General features: G+C 40.8%; 13 protein-coding genes and 1 pseudogene. 1 reads left to right on the top strand and 13 read right to left on the bottom strand.

Going from position 1 to position 20,871, the window contains the following annotated elements:
- Positions 1 to 71: 71 nt before the first annotated feature.
- The 4 genes from SK637_RS00530 to SK637_RS00515 form a co-directional block, all read right to left on the bottom strand.
- Entirely contained in the window at positions 72 to 1,124 is a 1,053-nt protein-coding gene (locus SK637_RS00530; protein WP_033687945.1) for a sensor histidine kinase, read from the bottom strand.
- Complete coding sequence (locus SK637_RS00525) at positions 1,121 to 1,819, bottom strand: response regulator transcription factor (RefSeq protein WP_033687943.1); 699 nt, start codon at positions 1,817 to 1,819, stop codon at positions 1,121 to 1,123. Before SK637_RS00525 ends, SK637_RS00530 begins: the two co-directional genes overlap by 4 nt.
- 123 nt (positions 1,820 to 1,942) lie before the next feature.
- Positions 1,943 to 4,207 carry an SSURE domain-containing protein gene (locus SK637_RS00520; RefSeq protein ID WP_033687941.1) on the bottom strand — a complete coding sequence of 755 codons (2,265 nt, stop codon included), beginning with the start codon at positions 4,205 to 4,207 and terminating at the stop codon, positions 1,943 to 1,945.
- A 115-nt stretch (positions 4,208 to 4,322) separates the two neighbouring features.
- A complete protein-coding gene (locus SK637_RS00515) occupies positions 4,323 to 5,339 on the bottom strand; it encodes a glycosyltransferase family 2 protein (RefSeq protein ID WP_033687939.1) in 1,017 nt (338 codons plus the stop codon).
- 39 nt (positions 5,340 to 5,378) lie between these two features.
- Between SK637_RS00515 and SK637_RS10005 the strand changes: the two genes are divergently transcribed.
- Positions 5,379 to 5,603: a hypothetical protein gene (locus SK637_RS10005; protein ID WP_033687938.1), complete on the top strand. Its 225-nt coding sequence runs from the start codon at positions 5,379 to 5,381 to the stop codon at positions 5,601 to 5,603.
- Positions 5,604 to 5,693: 90 nt separating this feature from the next.
- Here SK637_RS10005 and SK637_RS00500 read toward each other — a convergent pair whose 3' ends face one another.
- The 9 genes and pseudogenes from SK637_RS00500 to SK637_RS00455 all read right to left on the bottom strand — a co-directional run bounded on the left by SK637_RS00500 (position 5,694) and on the right by SK637_RS00455 (position 20,715).
- Positions 5,694 to 6,359 (bottom strand): potassium channel family protein, encoded by a 666-nt coding sequence (locus tag SK637_RS00500; RefSeq protein ID WP_023944046.1) that lies wholly within the window; start codon positions 6,357 to 6,359, stop codon positions 5,694 to 5,696.
- A 13-nt stretch (positions 6,360 to 6,372) separates the two neighbouring features.
- Positions 6,373 to 7,752 (bottom strand): TrkH family potassium uptake protein, encoded by a 1,380-nt coding sequence (locus tag SK637_RS00495; protein WP_033687936.1) that lies wholly within the window; start codon positions 7,750 to 7,752, stop codon positions 6,373 to 6,375.
- A gap of 33 nt (positions 7,753 to 7,785) precedes the next feature.
- Positions 7,786 to 8,550 carry a nucleoside phosphorylase gene (locus tag SK637_RS00490; protein WP_033687935.1) on the bottom strand — a complete coding sequence of 255 codons (765 nt, stop codon included), beginning with the start codon at positions 8,548 to 8,550 and terminating at the stop codon, positions 7,786 to 7,788.
- Between the two features lie 303 nt (positions 8,551 to 8,853).
- Positions 8,854 to 9,792, bottom strand: a complete 939-nt coding sequence (locus SK637_RS00485; RefSeq protein WP_033687933.1) for an ATP-grasp domain-containing protein — start codon at positions 9,790 to 9,792, stop codon at positions 8,854 to 8,856.
- Between the two features lie 14 nt (positions 9,793 to 9,806).
- Positions 9,807 to 11,057 (bottom strand): dicarboxylate/amino acid:cation symporter, encoded by a 1,251-nt coding sequence (locus SK637_RS00480; protein ID WP_033687931.1) that lies wholly within the window; start codon positions 11,055 to 11,057, stop codon positions 9,807 to 9,809.
- A 335-nt stretch (positions 11,058 to 11,392) separates the two neighbouring features.
- Positions 11,393 to 11,929, bottom strand: a pseudogene (locus SK637_RS00475) (sugar O-acetyltransferase).
- A gap of 116 nt (positions 11,930 to 12,045) precedes the next feature.
- Positions 12,046 to 12,903: a VOC family protein gene (locus tag SK637_RS00470; protein ID WP_033687930.1), complete on the bottom strand. Its 858-nt coding sequence runs from the start codon at positions 12,901 to 12,903 to the stop codon at positions 12,046 to 12,048.
- 139 nt (positions 12,904 to 13,042) lie between these two features.
- Positions 13,043 to 14,227 (bottom strand): DUF4767 domain-containing protein, encoded by a 1,185-nt coding sequence (locus tag SK637_RS00465; RefSeq protein ID WP_033687929.1) that lies wholly within the window; start codon positions 14,225 to 14,227, stop codon positions 13,043 to 13,045.
- A gap of 296 nt (positions 14,228 to 14,523) precedes the next feature.
- Positions 14,524 to 20,715 (bottom strand): MucBP domain-containing protein, encoded by a 6,192-nt coding sequence (locus SK637_RS00455; RefSeq protein WP_033687928.1) that lies wholly within the window; start codon positions 20,713 to 20,715, stop codon positions 14,524 to 14,526.
- Positions 20,716 to 20,871 lie beyond the last annotated feature (156 nt).

The raw sequence follows: 20,871 nt of genomic DNA, 5'->3' as shown, positions 1-20,871 counted from the left end.
CTTCATGCTTTCCTGCTGATATTTCACACAAAATCCATTTTACCATGAATGGCTAGATTTGTAAAGGGGTTTTAAGCTTTATTTTCATTGCCAGAGAGGTTAAGAAGGAGGGTAAAGGTGCTTCCTAGGCCGTACTGGCTACTGACTGTGATTTCTCCACCCAATTGATGGGCCAATTCACGCGCAATCGCAAGCCCTAAGCCATGACCACCTGTTTTCATGTTACGCGAAGTTTCTACACGATAAAGGCGTTTGAAAATATTCTCCAAATCCTCTGGGGCAATCCCCTGTCCCTCATCGGTCACACTGATTGAGAGCTGGTTATTTTCCAGCTTAGCTACCACTTCCAACTTGGTCCCTGGAGCTGAGTATTTAAAAGCGTTATTGACCAGATTCACCAAGATACGAGAAAGTTTGGCATAATCTCCCTCAATCCGGGCAGACTCTGGAATTACCTGCAAATGGACATCTCGCTCTTCCTGCTCAATCAAGAACTGAAATTCACTCATGCACTCAATCAAGAGCTGGTCTAGAAAAATACTGTCTTTGCTAGTCGTTTCCACCTGATTCCTAGCTGTATTTAGAGTCAAAAAATTCAACTCTTCAACCAGTTTATTGAGTCTTTCTGTCTGGCGTCCAATGGTTGCTAGATAATGGTCCTGTTCTCCTTCCTTGATAACCCCATCCAAAATCCCTTCTACCGTCGCTTGAATCGAAGTAATGGGGGTCTTGATATCATGCGAAAGTTGAGCAATCATCAAGCCCTTTTCTCGTTCGCTTTCTTCCAAGGAATCAAAGGTGGCCTGCAAATCATGGGACATTTCATTGAAAGCTTGCCCTAACTGCTGAAATTCTACAGGTCCTTGAACCTCCAGATTTGATGAAAAGTCCTTGTCCGCTACCCGCTTGGCATGTTCCTTGAGTTTGGCCAATGAAGTAAAGACCGGCGATAGGAGAAAGAGACTAATCCCAGCACCGATAAAACTAGCCACGAGAGTCATACCCACTAGGAAATAAATTTCTCTTTCTTCAATTAGCATTCGCTGGATGGCCCAAAAAACCACGATAATCGTTAGGAGTGTTGAAATGACATACCCCACTAAAATGTAACTTTTTAATTTCATTGACTACCTCGTGCTTTCTCAATTTTATAGCCCAAGCCCCAGACGGTTTTGATGGTGGGTGTTTCTGAACTAGCATGTTTAGCCAACTCCTGTCGCAGAGCATGGATATGAACATTCAAGGTATTGGTATCATCCACATAATCTTCCTGCCAGACTTTTTCATAGAGGTCTGTTTTAGAAAAAACTCGCTCTGGATTGCTGGCTAGAAGCCATAGAAGTTCGAAGGATTTGACTGTCAAATCAAGCGCCACATCTCCGACTTGGACCTCATGACTACCGTGATTCATCCGTAAATCCCCGAGACTGACGACTTCTGTCTCACCTCCACGATGAAGGCGACGCAAGATATTGTGGACGCGCAAAACCAGCTCACGAGGGCTAAAGGGCTTGGCAATAAAGTCATCTGCCCCCAAACTTAGACCGTAAATCTTGTCCTGCTCACTGGTCTTAGCCGTGATAAAGAGAAAAGGCTGCTCTGGCAATAAGTATTGGACCTCACTGATTAAATCATAACCATCCATCCGAGGCATCATGATGTCTGTAATAATCAAATCAATCGGTTTTCGCTTGAAGATTTCTAAGGCCTCTACTCCATCATGGGCCACCAAAACCTGATACCCTGCCTGAACCAGGTAACGTTGATGAATATCTGTGATTTCCACCTCGTCATCGACGAGCAAAATTGTCTTTCCCATCTATCTCTCCTTTGATAAAAACAGTGCTATACCACAATAGTATAACACTATTTTAATCTCTTTACGAACATTCTAAACGATATCTGGATTTTTCATATCCTAGATAGAAAGTCTGTAGCTAGACTAGTCATTTTCTTCTTTTTTAGCTTTCAAACCGAGTCCACCTAGCAGGCCGGCCAAAGCTAATCCAAAGAATCCAAGAGTAGCCATTGATGTTTGGGCTTCACCAGTATATGGAAGCATGTCTTTTTGGTCTTTCATTTGATCAGCCATCATTGGACTTGATACCTTGTTAGTAGATGCCATCTTGCCTTCATCAGACATTTTGCTTGAAGCTGCTGGAGCTTGATCTTGTTTCATGTTTGGTGTTGCCATTGGCTGGCTAGCATTCATAGTTTTGTCCTGCTCTTTGCTAGGCATCATCTTATCCTGACTAGCAGCTGGCATTTTAGATTTCATATCGTCTTGATTGGCACTAGGCATTTGAGCGTTCATCTTAGACGCATCTTGATGACTATTCATCATTGGAGCAGGCATTGCTGAACCATTAGAAGATGGGACGAAACCTGACTGCATCGGAATCAGAGACTGATGTCCATTCAAGTTCACTGTCAAATCCTTAGTCGCTACGAGATTGCTCAAATCGGCCTTGCCATCTTTAGCACCGTAAACCTTGATAGTAGCTTTATAGCTTTGAGTGCCGTTTTGTTTCAAGAGATCTAGAAGCTCTTTATCAGATTTTCCTTGAGTACCTGCCAAGTCCACTTCGTAGAAGTAGAGACCTTTGCCCAATTTCTCTACTGGTGGGAGAGCAGGATTTTTGGCTGAACCGTTGTCTGACCATGGAGCCTTGTCGGATGCTTTCAAGATAAGGCGAGTTAACATACCATCTCCGGCAAAGAATTCATATGGGATAACTTGGTTAACACCGGCTGTGAATGGGCCTGGGAAGTTGGCTTTATCAAGGTAGCTAGCCGGAACATCAACTGTGTCTTTAGTATTGTCAGCCACGCCTTTTTGGACTTCAGCTGGAGTAGTTAAGCCATTCAAGTTGACATCCAATTCTTTAGTAGCTACGAGATTGTTCAAGTCTGCTTTACCATCTTTAGCACCGTACACCTTGATAGTAGCTTTATAACTTTGAGTTCCGTTTTGTTTCAAGAGGTCTAGAAGCTCTTTGTCAGATTTGCCTTGGGTGCCTGCCAAGTCCACTTCATAGAAGTAGAGGCCTTTGCCCAATTTTTCTACTGGTGGAAGAGCGGGATTTTTAGCTGAACCGTTGTCTGACCATGGAGCCTTGTCTGAGGCTTTCAAGATAAGGCGAGTCAACATACCGTCACCAGCGAAGAATTCGTATGGAATAACTTGGTTGACACCAGCTGTGAATGGACCTGGGAAGTTGGCTTTATCCAAGTAAGTTGCTGGAACGTCCACTGTGTCTTTAGTGTTGTCGGCTACGCCTTTTTGCACTTCAGATGGAGTAGTTAAGCCATTCAAATTGACATCCAAATCCTTAGTCGCTACGAGGTTGCTCAAATCAGCCTTGCCGTCTTTGGCACCGTACACCTTGATGGTAGCTTTATAGCTTTGAGTGCCATTTTGTTTCAAGAGGTCAAGTAGCTCTTTATCAGATTTACCTTGAGTGTCGGCCAAGTCCACTTCGTAGAAGTAAAGGCCTTTGCCCAAGTTTTCTACTGGTGGAAGAGCGGGGTTTTTTGCTGAACCATTGTCTGACCATGGAGCCTTATCTGAGGCTTTCAAGATAAGACGAGTCAACATACCATCACCGGCGAAGAATTCGTAAGGAATGACTTGGTTAACACCGGCTGTGAATGGACCTGGGAAATTGGCTTTATCCAAGTAAGTTGCTGGAACGTCTACTGTATCTTTAGTATTGTCAGCCACGCCTTTTTGCACTTCAGCTAGAGTGGTTGCTGGTTGCGCTTCATTTGCTTCACGATCTTGTCCAGAAACTGTAGGCGCAGGATTTGTCGCAGGTTTAACCGCATCCTCTGTTTCTTTCTTAGATTCTGGTTTTGCTTGTACTTCTTCTTTTGGAGCTACCACTTGGTCTTTATCAACTACATTCACTTTTTCTAGAGAGCTTGTAGCATCCAAACTTGCTTTAGGTGTTGAGTCTACCTGTTCTGAAGGAAGAGCTACATCAACTGCTTTCTTGAGAACCTCTGCTGGTAAGTCGCTCTTTTCACTCACCGAAGCAGCGTCTGGCACGACTTGGGCAGGGGTCGGATTGACCACATCGGCACGTACAGAACTTGGTTGACCAACTAGGATAAAGAAGCCACTAGCCACAACAACTGAGGCAACACCGACACTAAGACGGCGGATAGACCAACGAGTATATCTTTGATTTGGATTGAATTTCATAGGATTCTCCTTAGAGTTTTTCTTTATTTGATGACTCTAGTATAATCTCCTAAAATTAAAAAGGATTAAGAAAAAGTTAAAATTTTTCTTAAATCCCTCTTATAAAATACTTATATTAATTAAATCCATAAACAGATTTGGTGATTTGATAAACGACATTGGAAAGTTTGCGGGCTGGCAAGACTGAATGTTTGGTCAAACGGCTCAACATGGTCTTCCGAATAGCCTGAAAGACCTCTGGGTTTTCCTGCTGAATATAGGTCCACAGCTCCCGTTTTTTGGTAAGATGCTCTGCTGTGCCTGCTCGGTTAAGCAGGGCACTGGAAATCACCGTCGTGATTTCAATGTGATTCAGCAGATATTCTCGCATTTTGGGGTGGCTTACTTTAGATAAATCAAGCTGGTCTACCAAGAGTCGATTGACCTTGAGTTGCTGGTCAATGCGCTTAATCATCACTTGCTCATTGACAGACTGGTCCTCACGCCCAATCAAGTAACGATAGAAATCGACAGGCAGATAGTACATGGTCTTGACCTGCTGAAGGGGGGTAAAGACAAAGAGATTATCGACATAAAAAGTATGCTCAGGCAATTGGAACTGGCTCACTCGCAACAAATCTGTCCGGTAAATTAGCGAGTGCATCATGATATACTGGCCTTTGGAGAAATTTCCGATCTGATCCCAGCCAAAAATCTGTTGGACAGGCAAGACTGACTCATAACTCATACTCTTCTTACGAGACTGGCCTTCCTTTTCATAGACAAAATTAGTCACAAAGGCGTCAACCTCTTGACCCTTGCTCTCAAGTTCCTGCAAGGTTTCAAGAATTTTTAAATAGGCACGAGGATCTACCCAGTCATCACTATCCACTACTTTAAAATAGCGTCCAGAAGCCTCCGCCAAGCCACGATTGACCGCACCGCCATGGCCTTTATTTTCCTGATAGATGGCTCTAACGATGTTAGGATACTTGCTGGCTAAACGCTCAGCGATTTCCTGAGTCTGGTCCTGAGACCCATCATTGATAATCAAAATCTCAACTTGCTCACCACCAATCACTAGCGACTCCACACAGTAGTGAAGATAGGCAGAGGCATTATAGCTAGGGATGGCGATAGACAATAACTTCATGATCTACTCCTTTAGGGGACTGATTTTTTCTTATACTCAATGAAAATCAAAGAGCAAACTAGGAAGATAGCCGCAGGTTGCTCAAAGCACTGCTTTGAGGTTGTAGATAAGACTGACGAAGTCAGCTCAAAACACTGTTTTGAGGTTGTGGATAGAACTGACGAAGTCAGTAACCATACCTACGGCAAGGCGACGTTTACGTGGTTTGAAGAGATTTTCGAAGAGTATTACTCTCTCTTGTCACTTCTTTCTATTTTACCATAAAGTCCAGAATTTGAAGGACTTTTATTAGAATACAAGGGTTGCTATCTCTATTTGCTATTTTGGACATCAAAAAAGAGGGGATTCCCCTCCTTACGAATTTAATTCTGCCAAGTCATCTAGATACTGGTTATTTATTACTGCCAAGATATAGGCATCTGCCCTCAAGAGATCATTAGGGCCAAATTGAACATCCAGCGGTGAATTTTCTTGTTCACGAAATCCTAGGACATTGAGGTTGTATTTGCCACGTAGATCCAGCTGGCTCAGGCTTTGACCTGCCCAAACACTCGGAATTTTCATCTCCACGATAGACACATTTTTATCCAGCTGAAAGACATCAACATTGTTATGAAAGAGAATGGTCTGCGCTAGAGACTGCCCCATTTCATACTCTGGTGAAATCACCGAGTCAGCACCGATTTTTTCTAGTACCTTCTTGGCTGTCTGGCTTTTAACCTTGGCAATAACCCTTGGCACCCCTAGACTCTTACAATGCATAACTGCAAGTACACTCGACTCCAGATTTTCCCCTGTTGCCACTACAACTGTATCACAGGTATCAATTCCCGCAGTTCTGAGGAGTTCCTCATCTGTGATATCTCCAACAACTCCACGCGCCAAAACAGGCTCAAATTGATTGATGTGCTCAGCGTGGTCATCAATAGCAATGATATTCATATCTTGCTTGGCGAGGGCCGTCAGGACACTACTCCCAAAAATCCCCAAACCTAAAATTCCAATCGTACGATCTGACATCGTTCTTCCTTTCTTATCCAATACTAATATCTGCTTTCATATACTGAATCAAATCTTTCTTATCAGGCTGGTAATCCGCTAGACTAACCAGCAAGGTCAAGGGACCGATACGGCCAATAAACATGAGCACCATGACAATGCTAAGAGCTAGCTTGCCCAATTCTGGTGTCAGATTTGCCGTTACCCCAACTGTCGCAAGGGCTGAAATGGTCTCAAACATAAGGTAGATAAATCGCGGTGTTCCTTCTGCCGTAATTCCCAACAACATCAAGCCCAACAAGAAGGTCATCAAAAAGATAATGAAGACACTAAAGGATTTTTGGACTGTTCGAGCCTCAATGGTTCTCTGCGCAACATTAGCATGAGGTAAGCCCAGCAATTCACTACGCGCAAAGACCAACAAGACAAAGAAAGTCGTAATCTTAAGACCCCCAGCCGTCCCTCCAGGTGCTCCACCGAGAAACATCTGTAGGATATAGATAAACAGGGTTACAGGCCGAGCTTGAGTGTAGTCAATAGAGGCAAAGCCAGCTGTTCTCATGCTGACAGTTTGGAAAAAGCTAACCAGCACTTTCTCTGGAACACTGAGATTTCCAATGGTTCCAGAATTGTGCCACTCCGTAAAGAGTGTGGATACTGTCCCAAACAGCAAGATCCCTGCAGTCAAGAAGAGGACTAGTTTGGTGTGGAAACGCAGACGGCGTTTTTTCTTCTTGTCAAACTGGGTTGCCAAGTCAAACCAGACCATAAAGCCCAGACCACCCGTGATAATCAAGCCAGCAATGACCAGATTGATCAAGGGATCCGTCTGAAAATCCACTAAACTGCTACTGCCGAAATTATCAAAACCAGCATTACAAAAGGCTGAAATGGCTAAGAAGATGGAGGTGAAAATACCCCGTCCCCAGCCAAACTCAGGAATAAAACGAAAACTTAACAGGAAGGCACCCAAGCCCTCCACCAGAAAAGTCGTCAAAAAGATAGATCGCATAAAGGCCTTCAGCGACCGAGTCTCCCCATAACTGAAGCTCTCCTGAATAGTTTCACGACTACGCAGACTAAGCTTTTGCTTGCCTTGGATATAAAAAATACCGATAAAAGTCATGAGCCCCAGACCACCGATCTGTATCAAGAGCATACAGATCAACTGCCCCCAAACATTATAGGTAGTAGCCACTGGTTGCGTAAAAAGGCCAGTCACACAGACCATAGACACCGTCGTAAAAAGATGGTCAAAATAAGTAGCCTGCGAACCACTCGCCTGAACAACAGGAAAACTTAAAAGGAGAGAACCTATAAAAATAACTCCAGCGAAACTCAGAAAAATTCGACGAGCGGGCGAAAGTCCACCCAAGGCTCTTTCAATTTTTTTCACAAATAATTTGAATAACATACATCCATTGTACCATAAAAAGTAGGAGAGTAGCTATATCTGAGAAGTTATCTCAAGGCAGAGTTCCAAGGCATTCTCGAAAGCTTCTGAACCCCAGTCACGACTATCGTACTGGTCCAAGTCTGCTAAGGAATCAGCTGTAAACAACAACTCTCCCCAGAGGACCCCACGCAGTTGGGCTACTGCCGCAAGTGCAGAACACTCCATCTCCACAACAGCACAACCTTCTTCCTTGCGATAAGCCACCTTTTCAGCCGTTTCTCGGTAAAAACCGTCTGTCGTCCAGGTCATGACTTCTTCATAGGGAATCTCTCTGGCTTCCAAAACTCGCTCAATGGCAGCAATAGCCTCAGGCTGAATTTCCATATAACGAGAAGGGGCCACATAGTGGTAACTGGCACCCTCATCTCGTAAAGCCCGAACAGGGACTAGAAAGGCATTTTCTTCTATATCAGCCAGCACACCACAGGTACCGGTTGAAATAATCTGCTCCACACCATATCCAATCAACCAATCCATAAACTGGGCCGCTGGAGCGGAACCCACAGGAGCCTGAGCCAGACAAATTTCCTCACCTTTGTAGTTCACGACATAGACTGGATAGGTCTTGGTAGCAGAAACGAATTCGCCGACACAATCCGCCCCTACTTCCCTCGCATAGCGGTCAATCTCCTCTTCCAAAAATGCATAGATGCACTTCTTTGGTAACTTTAAGTCTAAACCCTCGTGATTGGGCATGATGACCGCCTGAGGATTGTTATCAAACTCTAAAATGGGAATCGCATGTTTCTGAATCATAAGCCACCTCCTCTGATTTTGTACTATTGTATCAAAAGCTGATCAAGTGTCAAGGAGGAAGCAGAGGAACTGAGGAGAAAAAATATCAGTATTCTTGGAATTCTCAACACTAAGTGATTTCATAAATCATAAGGAATTAGAGTAAACATCACAAACGTAACCCCTCTGTAATTAAAATCTGCAGAGGGGGCGTTATATATTAGTAGGTGTTGCTGATAACTGTTACCTTGAAAGAAAAGTATTTATGTCTTACTCTATCTAGAAGTTATTATCAAATTTTTAAAAGATCAACTTCCAAGATGATCATTCACTATAAAGAGTTTCTAACTCCCTCTTTAAATATTCAGCCAGATGTTGATGAGCAAAGATGTTAGCATTCTGTTCCGCTGTAGGATTATAGTTTGTATTGGTATTTACATCATACACATAAATATCTCCGCTTTCTGATTGAACCCATTCTATAGCTGCCACATCAATATGAGCATTTTTAAGGAAGTCTTCATAAGCTTCTTTTTGAGATTCTGGTAGAGGGTCTGTAATTTGGAATTTTTCAGAAGTTTCCAGTTGTTCTGGTCTCTTACTGATTTGACAACCATCTGCTGGACAAAGTTGGAAACCATCTGAAGAATCAATTGAAACAGTATAAAGGAACTTCTGATTGATAAACTCTGAACGACGGATACGACCATCACTTGGTTTAATATAAGCCTGCAACAAGGTAATACCATCTACTGAAGGTTCAAAAGCAGAACTATTAACATAAGCTTCTAGTTCTTCTTCATTTTGGAAAAGTTGCACTCCTAATCCTTTTCCTGCTCTATTATGCTTGGTAATCAAAGGATAGATATTCAATTTTCTTGCTGCTTCAATGATATTTTCTGGGCCCAAAACAGCAACTGTTGCTGGAGTCTCGATACCAGATTCATTTAATTTCAAATATTGTTTCACCTTACTGATTTCTAGATTGATGGCTCCCGTTCCATTAACTACTTTACGTCCATGAGCCTCTAGCCAAGTAAGCACCTGCTCCGTAAACTCTGGTGCATAGCGATGCCCTCTCGTATGAGAAGATGCGGACATCCTATTATAAAAAATTCCTTGTGGAGGTGGGCTTTGAAGATCTAATATCCCACTCGATAAATCCCATAATTCATAAGGTACTTGTATTTTTTCTAACCATTTTACTAAATGCTGTGTCCATTCAATATTTTCATGAATCACATAAACTTTTGCGTTACTCATAAGTCCTATCTCCTTTAAGAAAAGTTAACTGACAATTGATGTTGCTTGTCTTCCTCTAAACTATAACCTTCTGTTTTTTCAATGACACTGACCGTTAAGATTTGACCCAAAACATTGATCATTGTACGACCAGCATTTACAAAGAAATCAACTGCAAAAATCAAGGCTACTCCTTCTACTGGCAATCCAAGCTGGGGTGCTGCTGCCAACAAAACTACGATAGCTCCTGATGGAACAGTCGCTGCAGTTTTCCCAATCAAGGTCAAAAGTAAAACTGTAAATAAGAGGCTTGATAATGAAAATTGGATACCGTAGGCATGTGCGATAAAAATAGTAGCTACTGAAAAATAGACAGCTGCTCCTTCTAGATTAAAGGTATATCCTAAAGGAACCACCAAATCAATCGTATTCTCATCATGTCCCTGTTTCTTTAAATCCTTCAATAGGGACGGCAACACAACACTCGAACTACCTGAAATAAATGCTAGAGTCAAGAGGCTCCAATTTTCACGAAAAGCAGTCAAATATGGAACTTTAAAGATAGAGGCAATCAGAGGGAAAATAACTAAAATGAGAACTCCATAAGCCAAATAAGTTCCGATAACAAATTGACCAAGTCCAACTAACTTATCAATCCCTGTACTAGCGACATCTTTTGCAATAAAGCCAAAGATTCCGATAGGAGATAATTTTACAATAATAGTTACAATTTTATAAATAGCTTCAATCCAGATCTGGAAACCTTCAAGAATTTTTTTGGTTTTATCACTTTTCAAACTACCAATTCCATAACCAAGAAATATAGCAAAAACAATAATTGGAAGAAGAGATCCTTCTGAAATTGACTTCACAATATTCGATGGAATAAAACCAAGTAAAAACTCACTCAATTGGACATTATTAGCTATCCCGTCGATATTAGCTCCAGTTTGACCAATATTCACACCTTGACCAAATCCCAAATAGTAACTAGAGAATACAAATAACAAAGTGATTGCAGTTGTAACAGCAAAAAAGTAGAGTAAGGTCTTCGTTAAAATTTTACCAAACGATTTTTTTCCAATGACACTAGCCACTGCAACTACTATAATTGGAAATATCAGTGGAATAATGACCATGTTCACTAATTTAATGAATGCTTGTCCTAGAAATTGATAAAAACCTGCAAATTGTGGCCAGATTACTGCAAAAATAACACCTAAAATCAAAGCTAGCAATAATTGCAAACCGAGTGAAAGTTTTGACCATAAATTAACTAATTTCATAAAATAACCCCTTTGCTTTTATTTGCTAATTATTCTACTACGAATCTTCTAGCTTGACTAATATATATTTTCTATTATGACCATAAAAAAGATTTATAACAATATCTCAAAGTGTCGTCATATCTATTTCGCTATCCATTATGAATTTTTGTAAATCTAAAAAAACTCTCTCCTACACTGGTACTTCCTGTATCAAAAAAGCATCCCACTTACGAGATGCTTTTAAATTAATCAATGAAGCAGACTTTCTAAGAGATAGAGTAGGTAAATGTGGGCTGGGTAAAAGATGATGAAATCTACAAAAAAGAAACAACCTCCGCTGTTCCTTTTTACTTCTATTTCACAGGTATCTCCTTAATCACACGCGCAGGATTACCAGCTAGGACAACGTTGTCGCCGAAGGACTTGGTGATTACAGCCCCTGCCCCAGCAACAACATTATTGCCCAGTGTCACTCCAGGAAGGACAATGACACCTCCTCCAGCCCAGAAATTATCTCCGATGGTAATAGGCTTGCCGTATTCCACACCTGAATTACGTTCCTGCGGGTCCAATGGATGGAGGGGAGTCAAGAACTGACAATTGGGACCAATCATAGCATTGTCCCCGATGCGAATCGGACAAACATCCAGCATGGTCAAGTTCCAATTAGAATAAAAATTTTCCCCTAGATGGATATTGACCCCATAATCGACCACCATGCGTGGATTAACATAAAGATTTTGTCCTGTTGACCCAAATCAAGCCTTGATGATTTCGACTCCCTTCAAGGGATCTTCTTCCTTGTTAAAGATAGACTGTTTTTGGCAAGAAGCCTGAGCTAATGCTCTCAGTTCTGGGTCCGATGGACGGTAAACCTCTCCCACTATCATTTTCTGGTATCCAATGGTCCATGTTTTTCTTCTCCTTGTTCCTTACTATCATATAAATTTTCTACGTATCTGACTAGAATAGGGAGCACTTTCTACAATTGATCCTCTGATTGTCATTATATCCTGTCTAAACGAATACGGGTTACGATTCCGTCTGGGTCTGTGATTTCCAGCTGGCTCGATGTCAGCCACTTGATTGGTGCAGCCACTTCTTGTGTTCGTTGCGCAATCGTTAACAGTTCTTCTTTATGTGCGACTTCGATGACATAGTAGGCCAAACCTGGCAAGCCTTGCTTACGTGGAGCTAGGCCTTTTCCTCCCCATTCGTTGACTGCTAAATGATGATGGTAGCCTCCAGCTGCAATCCAACTAGCGCTAGGTACACTGAATTTATCCTCTAGTCCTAACACCTTTTGATAAAACTGGCTGGACTTTCGACTATCCTTGACGGACAAATGGATATGCCCCATTCTCGTACCATCTGCTAGGATAAAAGGCTCTACTCTTTCCCCCAACTCATAAATGTCCTGTGCCGCAAGAGTCTCAGTGACCCCTATAATACGACCGTCTTCTCGAATATCCCATGTGGAAACCGGCTTATCTCGATAGAGTTCAATACCATTTCCCTCCAAATCCTCCAAGTAAATGGCCTCACTGTAACCATGGTCTGCACCGCCGACAAGAGGAATCTGTAAATCTGTCAGATGTTTCAAGACATCAGCCAAAGCCTTGCGTGTCGGCAAGAGAATAGCCAGATGGTAAAGGCCATAATGTTCCCTTACTTCTCCGCTCTCTTGTGCTTGATTCAGCTGGACCAAGACTTTTCCACCAAGGCCTAGAACGGTCTCTGTCTCAGTTTGAGATAAGATTTCTAAACCAAGCACTTGCTGATAAAAGGCGGTTTGACTTGCCAAATCCTTTACATTTAAAACTGCCTCTGCCAAATAAATGTGACTCTTGTATTCATAGGTCATAAACGCTTCTCCTTTTGTTGTAATTAAAATTATTACATCTATTATATAATTCCCATCAAGAAAGTCAAGCCAGACAACTAGAAGTATCTCCCTCAGCAAAAAACAATCCCAGAAAAAATCTTCTAGGATTGTTTTGTATTTATTTTACTAGACTAGCAAAGTTATTTCTCAAATCAACGTTTTCTGTGGGATTGAGATACATCTTGTCACCATTGGTCGTTGGTGAGTGGAAAACGATTCCTTCGCCAGTGTCTGTAATAGCAAAGAAGTAATTGTGAACGGTTGGATAGTTATCCCAATTACTGTAGGTCTCTACAATGCGATATTTGGCAGTACCACTACCTGTTTTTGAATATTCCGCATCTAGTTTACTACCATCTTTCCAGTAAAGCATGTCGGCTCTAATGTTACCGGCTGCGATTCCTTTTTGATAGTTAGGCTGACCCATTTCATCACCCCAACTCTTCATAAAGCTTGTTAAAGCAGCAGATTTATCAGCTGTCCAAGGACCGGTTTCTTCTGTTTTGGAAGGAGTCGTTTCCTTGACTTCTTTCTTGCTTTCACTCGATGAACTGCTAGTACTGCTACTACTTGCTTCTGATTTAGAAGAAGAGGAAGAGCTAGCACTCGTTTCTTCCTTAGCTGGGGTAAATTTAAACTCTTCCCATGTAAACTTGTCTGCCGTAACTTCGTCAGCTTCTGATTTACCAAAGTTCTCAAGCAATTTCTTATCCGTAATCTTGATAGACTTGCTATCCACTTTTGTAGGTCCCTTGGCACCTTCTAGTTTGTAAAGAGTTCCTTCCCCTTCACCTGATCCAGAAGACCAAGTCAAAGCCAAGACCTCACCTGTCTTAAAGAATTTCATCGAGCTACGAGCACCACCATGCCCTGCTACATAACCCTCTGCTAGCAGGGTTGGTTGACCTTCTTTGAGATAATACAAACCTGTAAAGAAGTAATTCTTCCCTGCGGTTTGGCTACCCACTAACATTTCAGACTGGCCATCCCCATCTAAATCTAGGAAAGTATAACGTTGTTTTGAAGGATCTGCTGCAGCTGCTTCGATAACCCATGAGTTTATCATATGGTCCGATTTGTGAAGCTTGGCTTCGATATCTGGAGCCTGTTTCTTACCAGAAGACAAGATAACCTCATAATCCTCAAAAACACTCTTATAAAGGTCTTCTGCCTTTGTCTCAGCCTGCTCCTTAGAGCCACCAAAAAAGTTTTTTAAGGGATCTGGTAAAGCAATTGAACTACAAGCAGTCAAGCAGGTTACTGACAGAGCCATAGCCAACCCTAATATCCATTTCTTTTTCATAATATTCTTTTTCCTTTTTTCTCCTTTTTTATTCATTATACAAGAAAGACTGGAGAAAATGCAATTAAAATCCTTAAAAGGTCTTTGTAATACTCAATGAAAATCAAAGAGCAAACTAAGAAGCGAGCCGCAGGCTGCTCAAAACACTGTTTTGAGGTTGCAGATAGAGCTGACGTGGTTTGAAGAGATTTTCGAAGAGTATAAACTGTAATAAAATCAGATTTATTTGTATACTAACAAAAAAGGAGCGGATATGATATCCTACTCCTTTTTCTTGTCAGAAAATCTAATGAGAATTAGTCTTCTTTTTTCTTGCGAGCAACAAGTCCAAATCCACTCAAGACACCTAAAAGTCCAAGTGCTGCTAGGCTAGCATTGTCTTCTGTACCAGTGTTTGGAAGTTCAGCTTGTCCTTTAGCTTCTGATGAAGCTACTGGAGCTTGTGGTGCTTCACCATTTACTGGTGCCGATGGCATCGCTGGAGTTGCTGGACCCGCTGGGTTAGCCGGTGTTGCTGGGGCAGCTGGGTTAGCTGGGGCAGCTGGATTAGCTGGGTTAGCTGGCTGACTTGGGTCTGCAGGAACTACTGGAGTTTCTGGTTGACTTGGGTCTGTCGGTTTCACCGGATTTGTTGGGTTTGTTGAAGGTCTTGCTGGAGAACCAGGTTGAGATGGAGTGAGTGAGCCTCCATTTGTAGAACCTTCTTTGACTTCTTTATAAACGTAAGTTACTTCTGTTGTTCCTTCTGTTACTTTACCAGTTTCGGCACCTTTAGTTGCAGTTGGTACTAATACGTATTTCTTACCATCTTTTGTAGTGATTGTAGATAGTTTGTTATCAGTTGTGTCATATGCTGAATTTATAGATCCGTCTGTAGTATCTTTAACGTCTTCTGCGATTGTGTTACCTGCTTCATCAGTGTAGTGAACTACTACGTTTCCTTTAATTTCTTTGTAGACATAAGTTACTTCTGTTGTTTTACCTGCTTCAACACTTCCGTTTTCGTTACCTTTAGTTGATGCTGGTACTAATTCGTATACTCTTCCTTCTGCAGTTGTAATACGAGTTGGTTTCATATCATTATCAGTAGTGTTGTAAGCAGCTCCTGGTTGACCGTCTTTTGTATCAACAGCGTCAGTTTGAATTGTGTTTCCAGCTTCATCTACATAGTGAACGACTACTTGTCCTGCTTTTTCGTAAACATAAGTTACTTCAGTTTTACCCTCTACTACGTCTCCTGTTTCAGGTTTAGAGTCGTCTTTAAGAGCTTTAGCTGTTAAGTAATAAACAGTTCCGTCTTTTTCGATGATTGCTGGTTTGTTGTCAGTTGTATCGTATTTAGCATTCAGAGAAGCACCTTTAGTATCTTCTTTATCTTCAGCAATTACGTTACCTTCTGTGTCAACATAGTGAACTACTACATCTCCAGTTACTTCTTTATAAACGTATGTTACTTCTGTTGTTCCTTCTGTTACTTTACCAGATTCTTCACCCTTAGTTGAAGTTGGTACAAGTACATATACTTTACCATCTTTTGTAGTGATAGTTGCTGGTTTGTTGTCACTTGTGTCATATGCTGAGCTTACTGATCCGTCAGTCGTATCTTTAACGTCTTCTGCGATTGTGTTACCTGCTTCATCAGTATAGTGAACAACTACGTTTCCTTTCACTTCTTTGTAAACATAAGTCACTTCTGTAGTCTTACCTGCTTCAACATCTCCAGTTTCATTACCTTTAGTTGATGCTGGTACTAATTCGAACACTTTTCCTTCTGGAGTAGTGATACGAGTCGGTTTCATGTCCTTATCAGAAGTATCGTATTTAGCTCCTGGTTTACCATCTTTGGTATCAACAGCGTCTGTTTGAAGTGTATTTCCAGCTTCGTCTACGTAGTGAACGACTACTTGTCCTGCTTTTTCGTATACGTAAGTGATTTCTGTAGTACCTTCTACAACAGCACCGTTTTCTGGTTTAGAACCGTCTTTCAATTCTTTAGCTGTTAGGTAGTAAACAGTTCCATCTTTTTCAAGTTTAGCTGGTTTGTTGTCAGTTGTATCGTATTTTTCACTTAGTGATCCATTTTCAACATCTTTCGTATCTGCAGCTAATGTATTTCCATCTGTGTCAACGTAGTGAACGACTACATTACCAGTGATTTCTTTGTAGACGTAAGTTACTTCTGTTGTTTCTCCAGCTTTAACTTTACCTGTTTCATCACCTTTAGTTGATTGAGGGATTAACTCGTACACTTTTCCTTCTGGAGTAGTGATACGGTTTGGTTTCATGTCGTTATCAGCAGTGTTGTAGTCAGCGTTTGGTTTGCCGTCTTTGGTATCAACAGCATCTACTTGAATCGTATTACCTTTTTCATCAGTGTAGTGAACGACTACTTGTCCTGCTTTTTCGTAAACGTAAGTTACTTCAGTTTTACCTTCTACTACGTCTCCGTTTTCTGGTTTAGAACCATCTTTAACAGCTTTTTCTGTTAAGTAGTAAACAGTTCCGTCTTTTTCGATTTTCTCTGGTTTGTTGTCAGTTGTATCGTATTTAGCGTTTAGAGAAGCACCTTTCGTATCTTCTTTATCTTCCGCAATGACGTTACCTTCTGTATCAACGTAGTGAACGACTACATCACCAGTTACTTCTTTATAAACGTAGGTTACTTCAGTAGTTCCTTCTGCTACTGTACCGTTTTCAGCACCTTTAGTTGCTGTTGGAACGAGTTGGTAAACTTTACCTTCTGGAGTAGTGATACGTTCTGGTTTCATTCCATTGTCAGAAGTGTTATATGGTGTGCTAATTGATCCATCTGTTGTATCTTTAGCATCTTCAGCAATTTTGTTTCCTGCTTCATCTGTATAGTGAACAACAACATTACCTTTAACTTCTTTATAAACGTAGGTTACTTCTTTCGTTTGACCTGATTCTACAGTTCCTGTTTCAGAACCTTTAGTTGATGCTGGTACTAATTCGTATACTTTTCCTTCTGCAGTTGTGATACGAGTTGGTTTCATTCCGCTATCTGCAGTGTTGTATTCAGAACCTGGTTTTCCATTATCAGTGTCTTTAACACCTGAAGCTACATCTTTACCATCTGCAGTTCCTACTAATGGAGTTCCGTCTTCTGTTTGGTAATTAACGATGACTGATCCAGCTTTTTCATAAACATAAGTTACATCCGTTTTACCTTCTACTACGTTTCCGGTTTCTGGTTTAGAACCATCTTTAAGACCAGCTTTTGTAATGTAGTATACAGTTCCGTTTTCTGCAGTGATTTTTTCTGGTTTATTATCAACAGCAGTATCATATCTCTCGCTTAGAGATGCACCTTTAAGGTCATCTTTATCAGCTGCGATTGTGTTACCTTCTGTGTCAACATAGTGAACGACTACGTCACCAGTTACTTCTTTATAAACGTAGGTTACTTCTTTAGTTTGTCCAGCTACTACTGTACCTGTTTCGTCACCTCTAGTTGATGCTGGTACTAATTCGTATACTTTTCCTTCTGCAGTTGTGATACGAGTTGGTTTCATTCCGTTATCAGAAGTGTCATATGCTGATCCAGGTCTTCCATCTACAGTGTCTTTAGCACCTGAAGCTACATTGGCACCAGCTGCATCTACACCTACTAGTGGAGTTCCGTCTTCTGTTTGGTAGTTAACAACTACTTGTCCTGCTCTTTCATAAACGTAAGTTACTGTAGTTGTTCCTTCAACAACATCTCCAGCAGCTGGTTTAGAACCGTCTTTAAGTTCTTTAGCTGTTAAGTAATATTTAACACCATCTTTAGTGATTTCATCTTTTTTGTGATCTGCTGTATTGTATTTAACGTTTAGAGAAGCATCTGTTTCGTCTTTTTCGTCTTCAGCGATTACGTTACCTTCAGTATCTTCATACTTAACAACAACGTTACCTTTAACTTCTCTATAAACGTAGGTTACTTCTTTCGTTTCTCCCGCAACAACTTTACCAGTTTCGTCACCTTTAGTTGCTGTTGGTACTAGTTCGTATACTTTTCCTTCTGCAGTTGTGATACGGTTTGGTTTCAATCCGTTGTCTGCAGTGTTGTAGTCAGTTCCTGCTTTAGCATCAGTTGTATCTTTAGCACCTGATTCAACATTTGCTCCATCTGCAGTTCCTACTAATGGTGTTCCGTCTTCTGTTTGGTAGTTAACGATTACTGATCCAGCTTTTTCGTAAACGTAAGTTACTGTAGTTGTTCCTTCTACTACGTCTCCTGTTGCTGGTTTAGAACCATCTTTTAGAGCTTTCTCTGTTAGATAGTATTTAACACCATCTTTAGTGATAGATTCTTTTTTGTGGTCAGCTGTGTCGTATTTAACATTTAGAGAAGCATCTGTTTCATCTTGTTCGTCATCAGCAAGTGTGTTACCTTCAGTATCTTCGTACTTAACAACTACGTTACCTTTAACTTCTCTATAAACGTAGGTTACTTCTTTCGTTTCTCCCGCAACAACTTCGCCTGTTTCTTCACCTTCAGTTGATTGTGGAACTAATTGGTAAACTTTTCCTTCTGCAGTTTTAATACGTTCTGGTTTCATTCCGTTATTTGCAGTGTTATAAGCTGTTCCTGGTTTTCCGTTATCAACATCTTTAGTGCCTGAAGCTACAGTTTTGCTTTCATCACCAACTACTGTACCTGTAAGTGGAGTTCCATCTTCAGTTTTGTAGTTAACGATGACTGATCCAGCTTTTTCATAGATGTAAGTTACTTTTGTAACACCTTCTACTACTGTACCTTCTTCAGCTGGAGCGTCTTTTTCTACATCATTTACAGCTGTTTTAGTAGCATCTGCTTTAAGGTAGTAAACATTTCCTTGTGCATCTGTCAGTTTTTCTGGTTTTTCATCTGCATTTTCTTTAGTGTTGTAAGGTACGTTTTTAGAAGCTGTAGTGCTACTTACAATTACATCTTGTCCATCAGCATTAACATAGTATTTCTCAGTTACTACTTCAGCTACTGTTTCAGGAGTATCAGTGTATGGAGCTTTTAATACTGTTCCGTCTGCTGTTTGGTAGTTCACTACTACAGAACCTTTTTTCTCTACTTCACGAGTTTTTTCTTCTGCATAAGTGTAAGTGATTGTTGTAGTACCACTTGCTAAACGGTAGGCACGAAGAGGAGTGATTTCATCACGGTAAGAGTACTCTGCAACTTCCGGCGCAGGATCAGAAAATTTCATAAGAAAATTAGGACTATCTTCTAAAGTACTTGTTTCTGTATCAGTAACGCTTGCTATATCAGCTGTTATATCAGTTGTAGGTCTTCCTTTAGCATCAACTTGATCTCCATTATCAGCTTTAACCGCCAGAGGACCATCAGTTTTTGCCGCCATCCCTAAAGAAATATATCGTTTGAAATTAAGGAGGTTATCTTCAATTCCTTTTTCTTGAAGATATGCAAGATAGTTTTTTACAAGAGTTTTGTTTGCTTCTCCTGTTGCAGTATCTGGAGCCGCTTTAAAGTTTTGTACCATTGCATATGTTCTATTTAAAGTAGCCCCAGTTCCATCTTTATCATCTGCTACATTATCACTAGATGACAATTGTATTTGTGCTGTTAAAGAGAAACTCTCAGCATTAGCTGTTACATAGGTATTTTTTTCAAGGACGAAAACATAGTCTCCTTCTTTAATCCCACCATCAGATGTTACGTTAGCTGAATTGAAGACTTTTGCTGCTGCTTCTCCAGCTTTGAAAGCTTCTACCATCTTAGCATCAGAAGTGATTGCACCTGAATCAGCTTGTACATATTTACCATATGTTCCTTTTCCAGTTTGTTCAACAATCCAAGCTTTTCCACCAGCTTTTACAGTATCATAAGTGATTTTACCTTCTGCATTGCTTAATCCTTCTGGAGTCAATTTCGCAGTTACATCACCTAGAGTGGTATCAGAGTAAACTCCAGCACCGTCACCAGTAGTTTCAACCCTAGGTTCTCCAATTAGGTGGTAAGTTTTTCCATCTTTTTCGATAGTTTCTTTCTTACCATTTTCTTTAGCGTCATTTAGATCGCTATCCTGAGCATCACCACCTGTTGTTCCTTTGAAAACTTCTCCTGATTTACCGTATACATCGTATGGTGTTTCGATCGTTTTATCAGCACCAGAATTTTGGTTTCTGTTTTCTTCTAATACAGTGTTCCCTTCAGCAGTTACGTATTTGTAATCTACTTTTCCAGTTTTAGTAATTGTACTTGTTCCATTTTCAGTAGGATTAGTATCAATACTTTTACCTAAATTTGGGTTCGCAATATTAGCTGTATCTACAATTACTGACCCCTTATCATTAGATATCGTTGTTGTATTGTCGCTGTTTTCTGTCATCGCCGCTTCTGCAATATGGGGTTGTCCTGCCATTGCAAGGGCTGCACCGACAATCAGACCGACTGTACCGATTTTGACTGAGTCTGAACGACCGTCTTTAAACTTACGAATGGAAAATTTTTCTTTCTTATTTATAAACATTCTTAGTGTCCTTTACTATTATTTATTGTATGATTTCTTAAATACATCATATCATTATAACAACAAATGATTGATAAACCAAAAAACCCAACACTCCTATTTTAACATTTAAAAACCTCTTATACAAGGAATTTGAATACTTTTTGATCATTCAAA

The organism is Streptococcus mitis (genome assembly GCF_000722765.2).
In the GTDB taxonomy this organism is placed as follows: Bacteria; Bacillota; Bacilli; order Lactobacillales; family Streptococcaceae; genus Streptococcus; species Streptococcus mitis_AQ.
This window is presented reverse-complemented; position numbering and strand designations above follow the sequence as displayed.

Excerpts from the sequence above, each read along its gene's own strand:
- SK637_RS00465 (WP_033687929.1), bottom strand. The coding sequence starts at position 14,227 with ATGAAAAAGAAATGGATATTAGGGTTGGCTATGGCTCTGTCAGTAACC.
- SK637_RS00520 (WP_033687941.1), bottom strand. The coding sequence starts at position 4,207 with ATGAAATTCAATCCAAATCAAAGATATACTCGTTGGTCTATCCGCCGT.
- SK637_RS10005 (WP_033687938.1), top strand. The coding sequence starts at position 5,379 with ATGAAAATCAAAGAGCAAACTAGGAAGATAGCCGCAGGTTGCTCAAAG.
- SK637_RS00480 (WP_033687931.1), bottom strand. The coding sequence starts at position 11,057 with ATGAAATTAGTTAATTTATGGTCAAAACTTTCACTCGGTTTGCAATTA.
- SK637_RS00530 (WP_033687945.1), bottom strand. The coding sequence starts at position 1,124 with ATGAAATTAAAAAGTTACATTTTAGTGGGGTATGTCATTTCAACACTC.
- SK637_RS00470 (WP_033687930.1), bottom strand. The coding sequence starts at position 12,903 with ATGACCTATGAATACAAGAGTCACATTTATTTGGCAGAGGCAGTTTTA.
- SK637_RS00515 (WP_033687939.1), bottom strand. The coding sequence starts at position 5,339 with ATGAAGTTATTGTCTATCGCCATCCCTAGCTATAATGCCTCTGCCTAT.
- SK637_RS00455 (WP_033687928.1), bottom strand. The coding sequence starts at position 20,715 with ATGTTTATAAATAAGAAAGAAAAATTTTCCATTCGTAAGTTTAAAGAC.
- SK637_RS00500 (WP_023944046.1), bottom strand. The coding sequence starts at position 6,359 with ATGTCAGATCGTACGATTGGAATTTTAGGTTTGGGGATTTTTGGGAGT.
- SK637_RS00485 (WP_033687933.1), bottom strand. The coding sequence starts at position 9,792 with ATGAGTAACGCAAAAGTTTATGTGATTCATGAAAATATTGAATGGACA.
- SK637_RS00495 (WP_033687936.1), bottom strand. The coding sequence starts at position 7,752 with ATGTTATTCAAATTATTTGTGAAAAAAATTGAAAGAGCCTTGGGTGGA.
- SK637_RS00525 (WP_033687943.1), bottom strand. The coding sequence starts at position 1,819 with ATGGGAAAGACAATTTTGCTCGTCGATGACGAGGTGGAAATCACAGAT.
- SK637_RS00490 (WP_033687935.1), bottom strand. The coding sequence starts at position 8,550 with ATGATTCAGAAACATGCGATTCCCATTTTAGAGTTTGATAACAATCCT.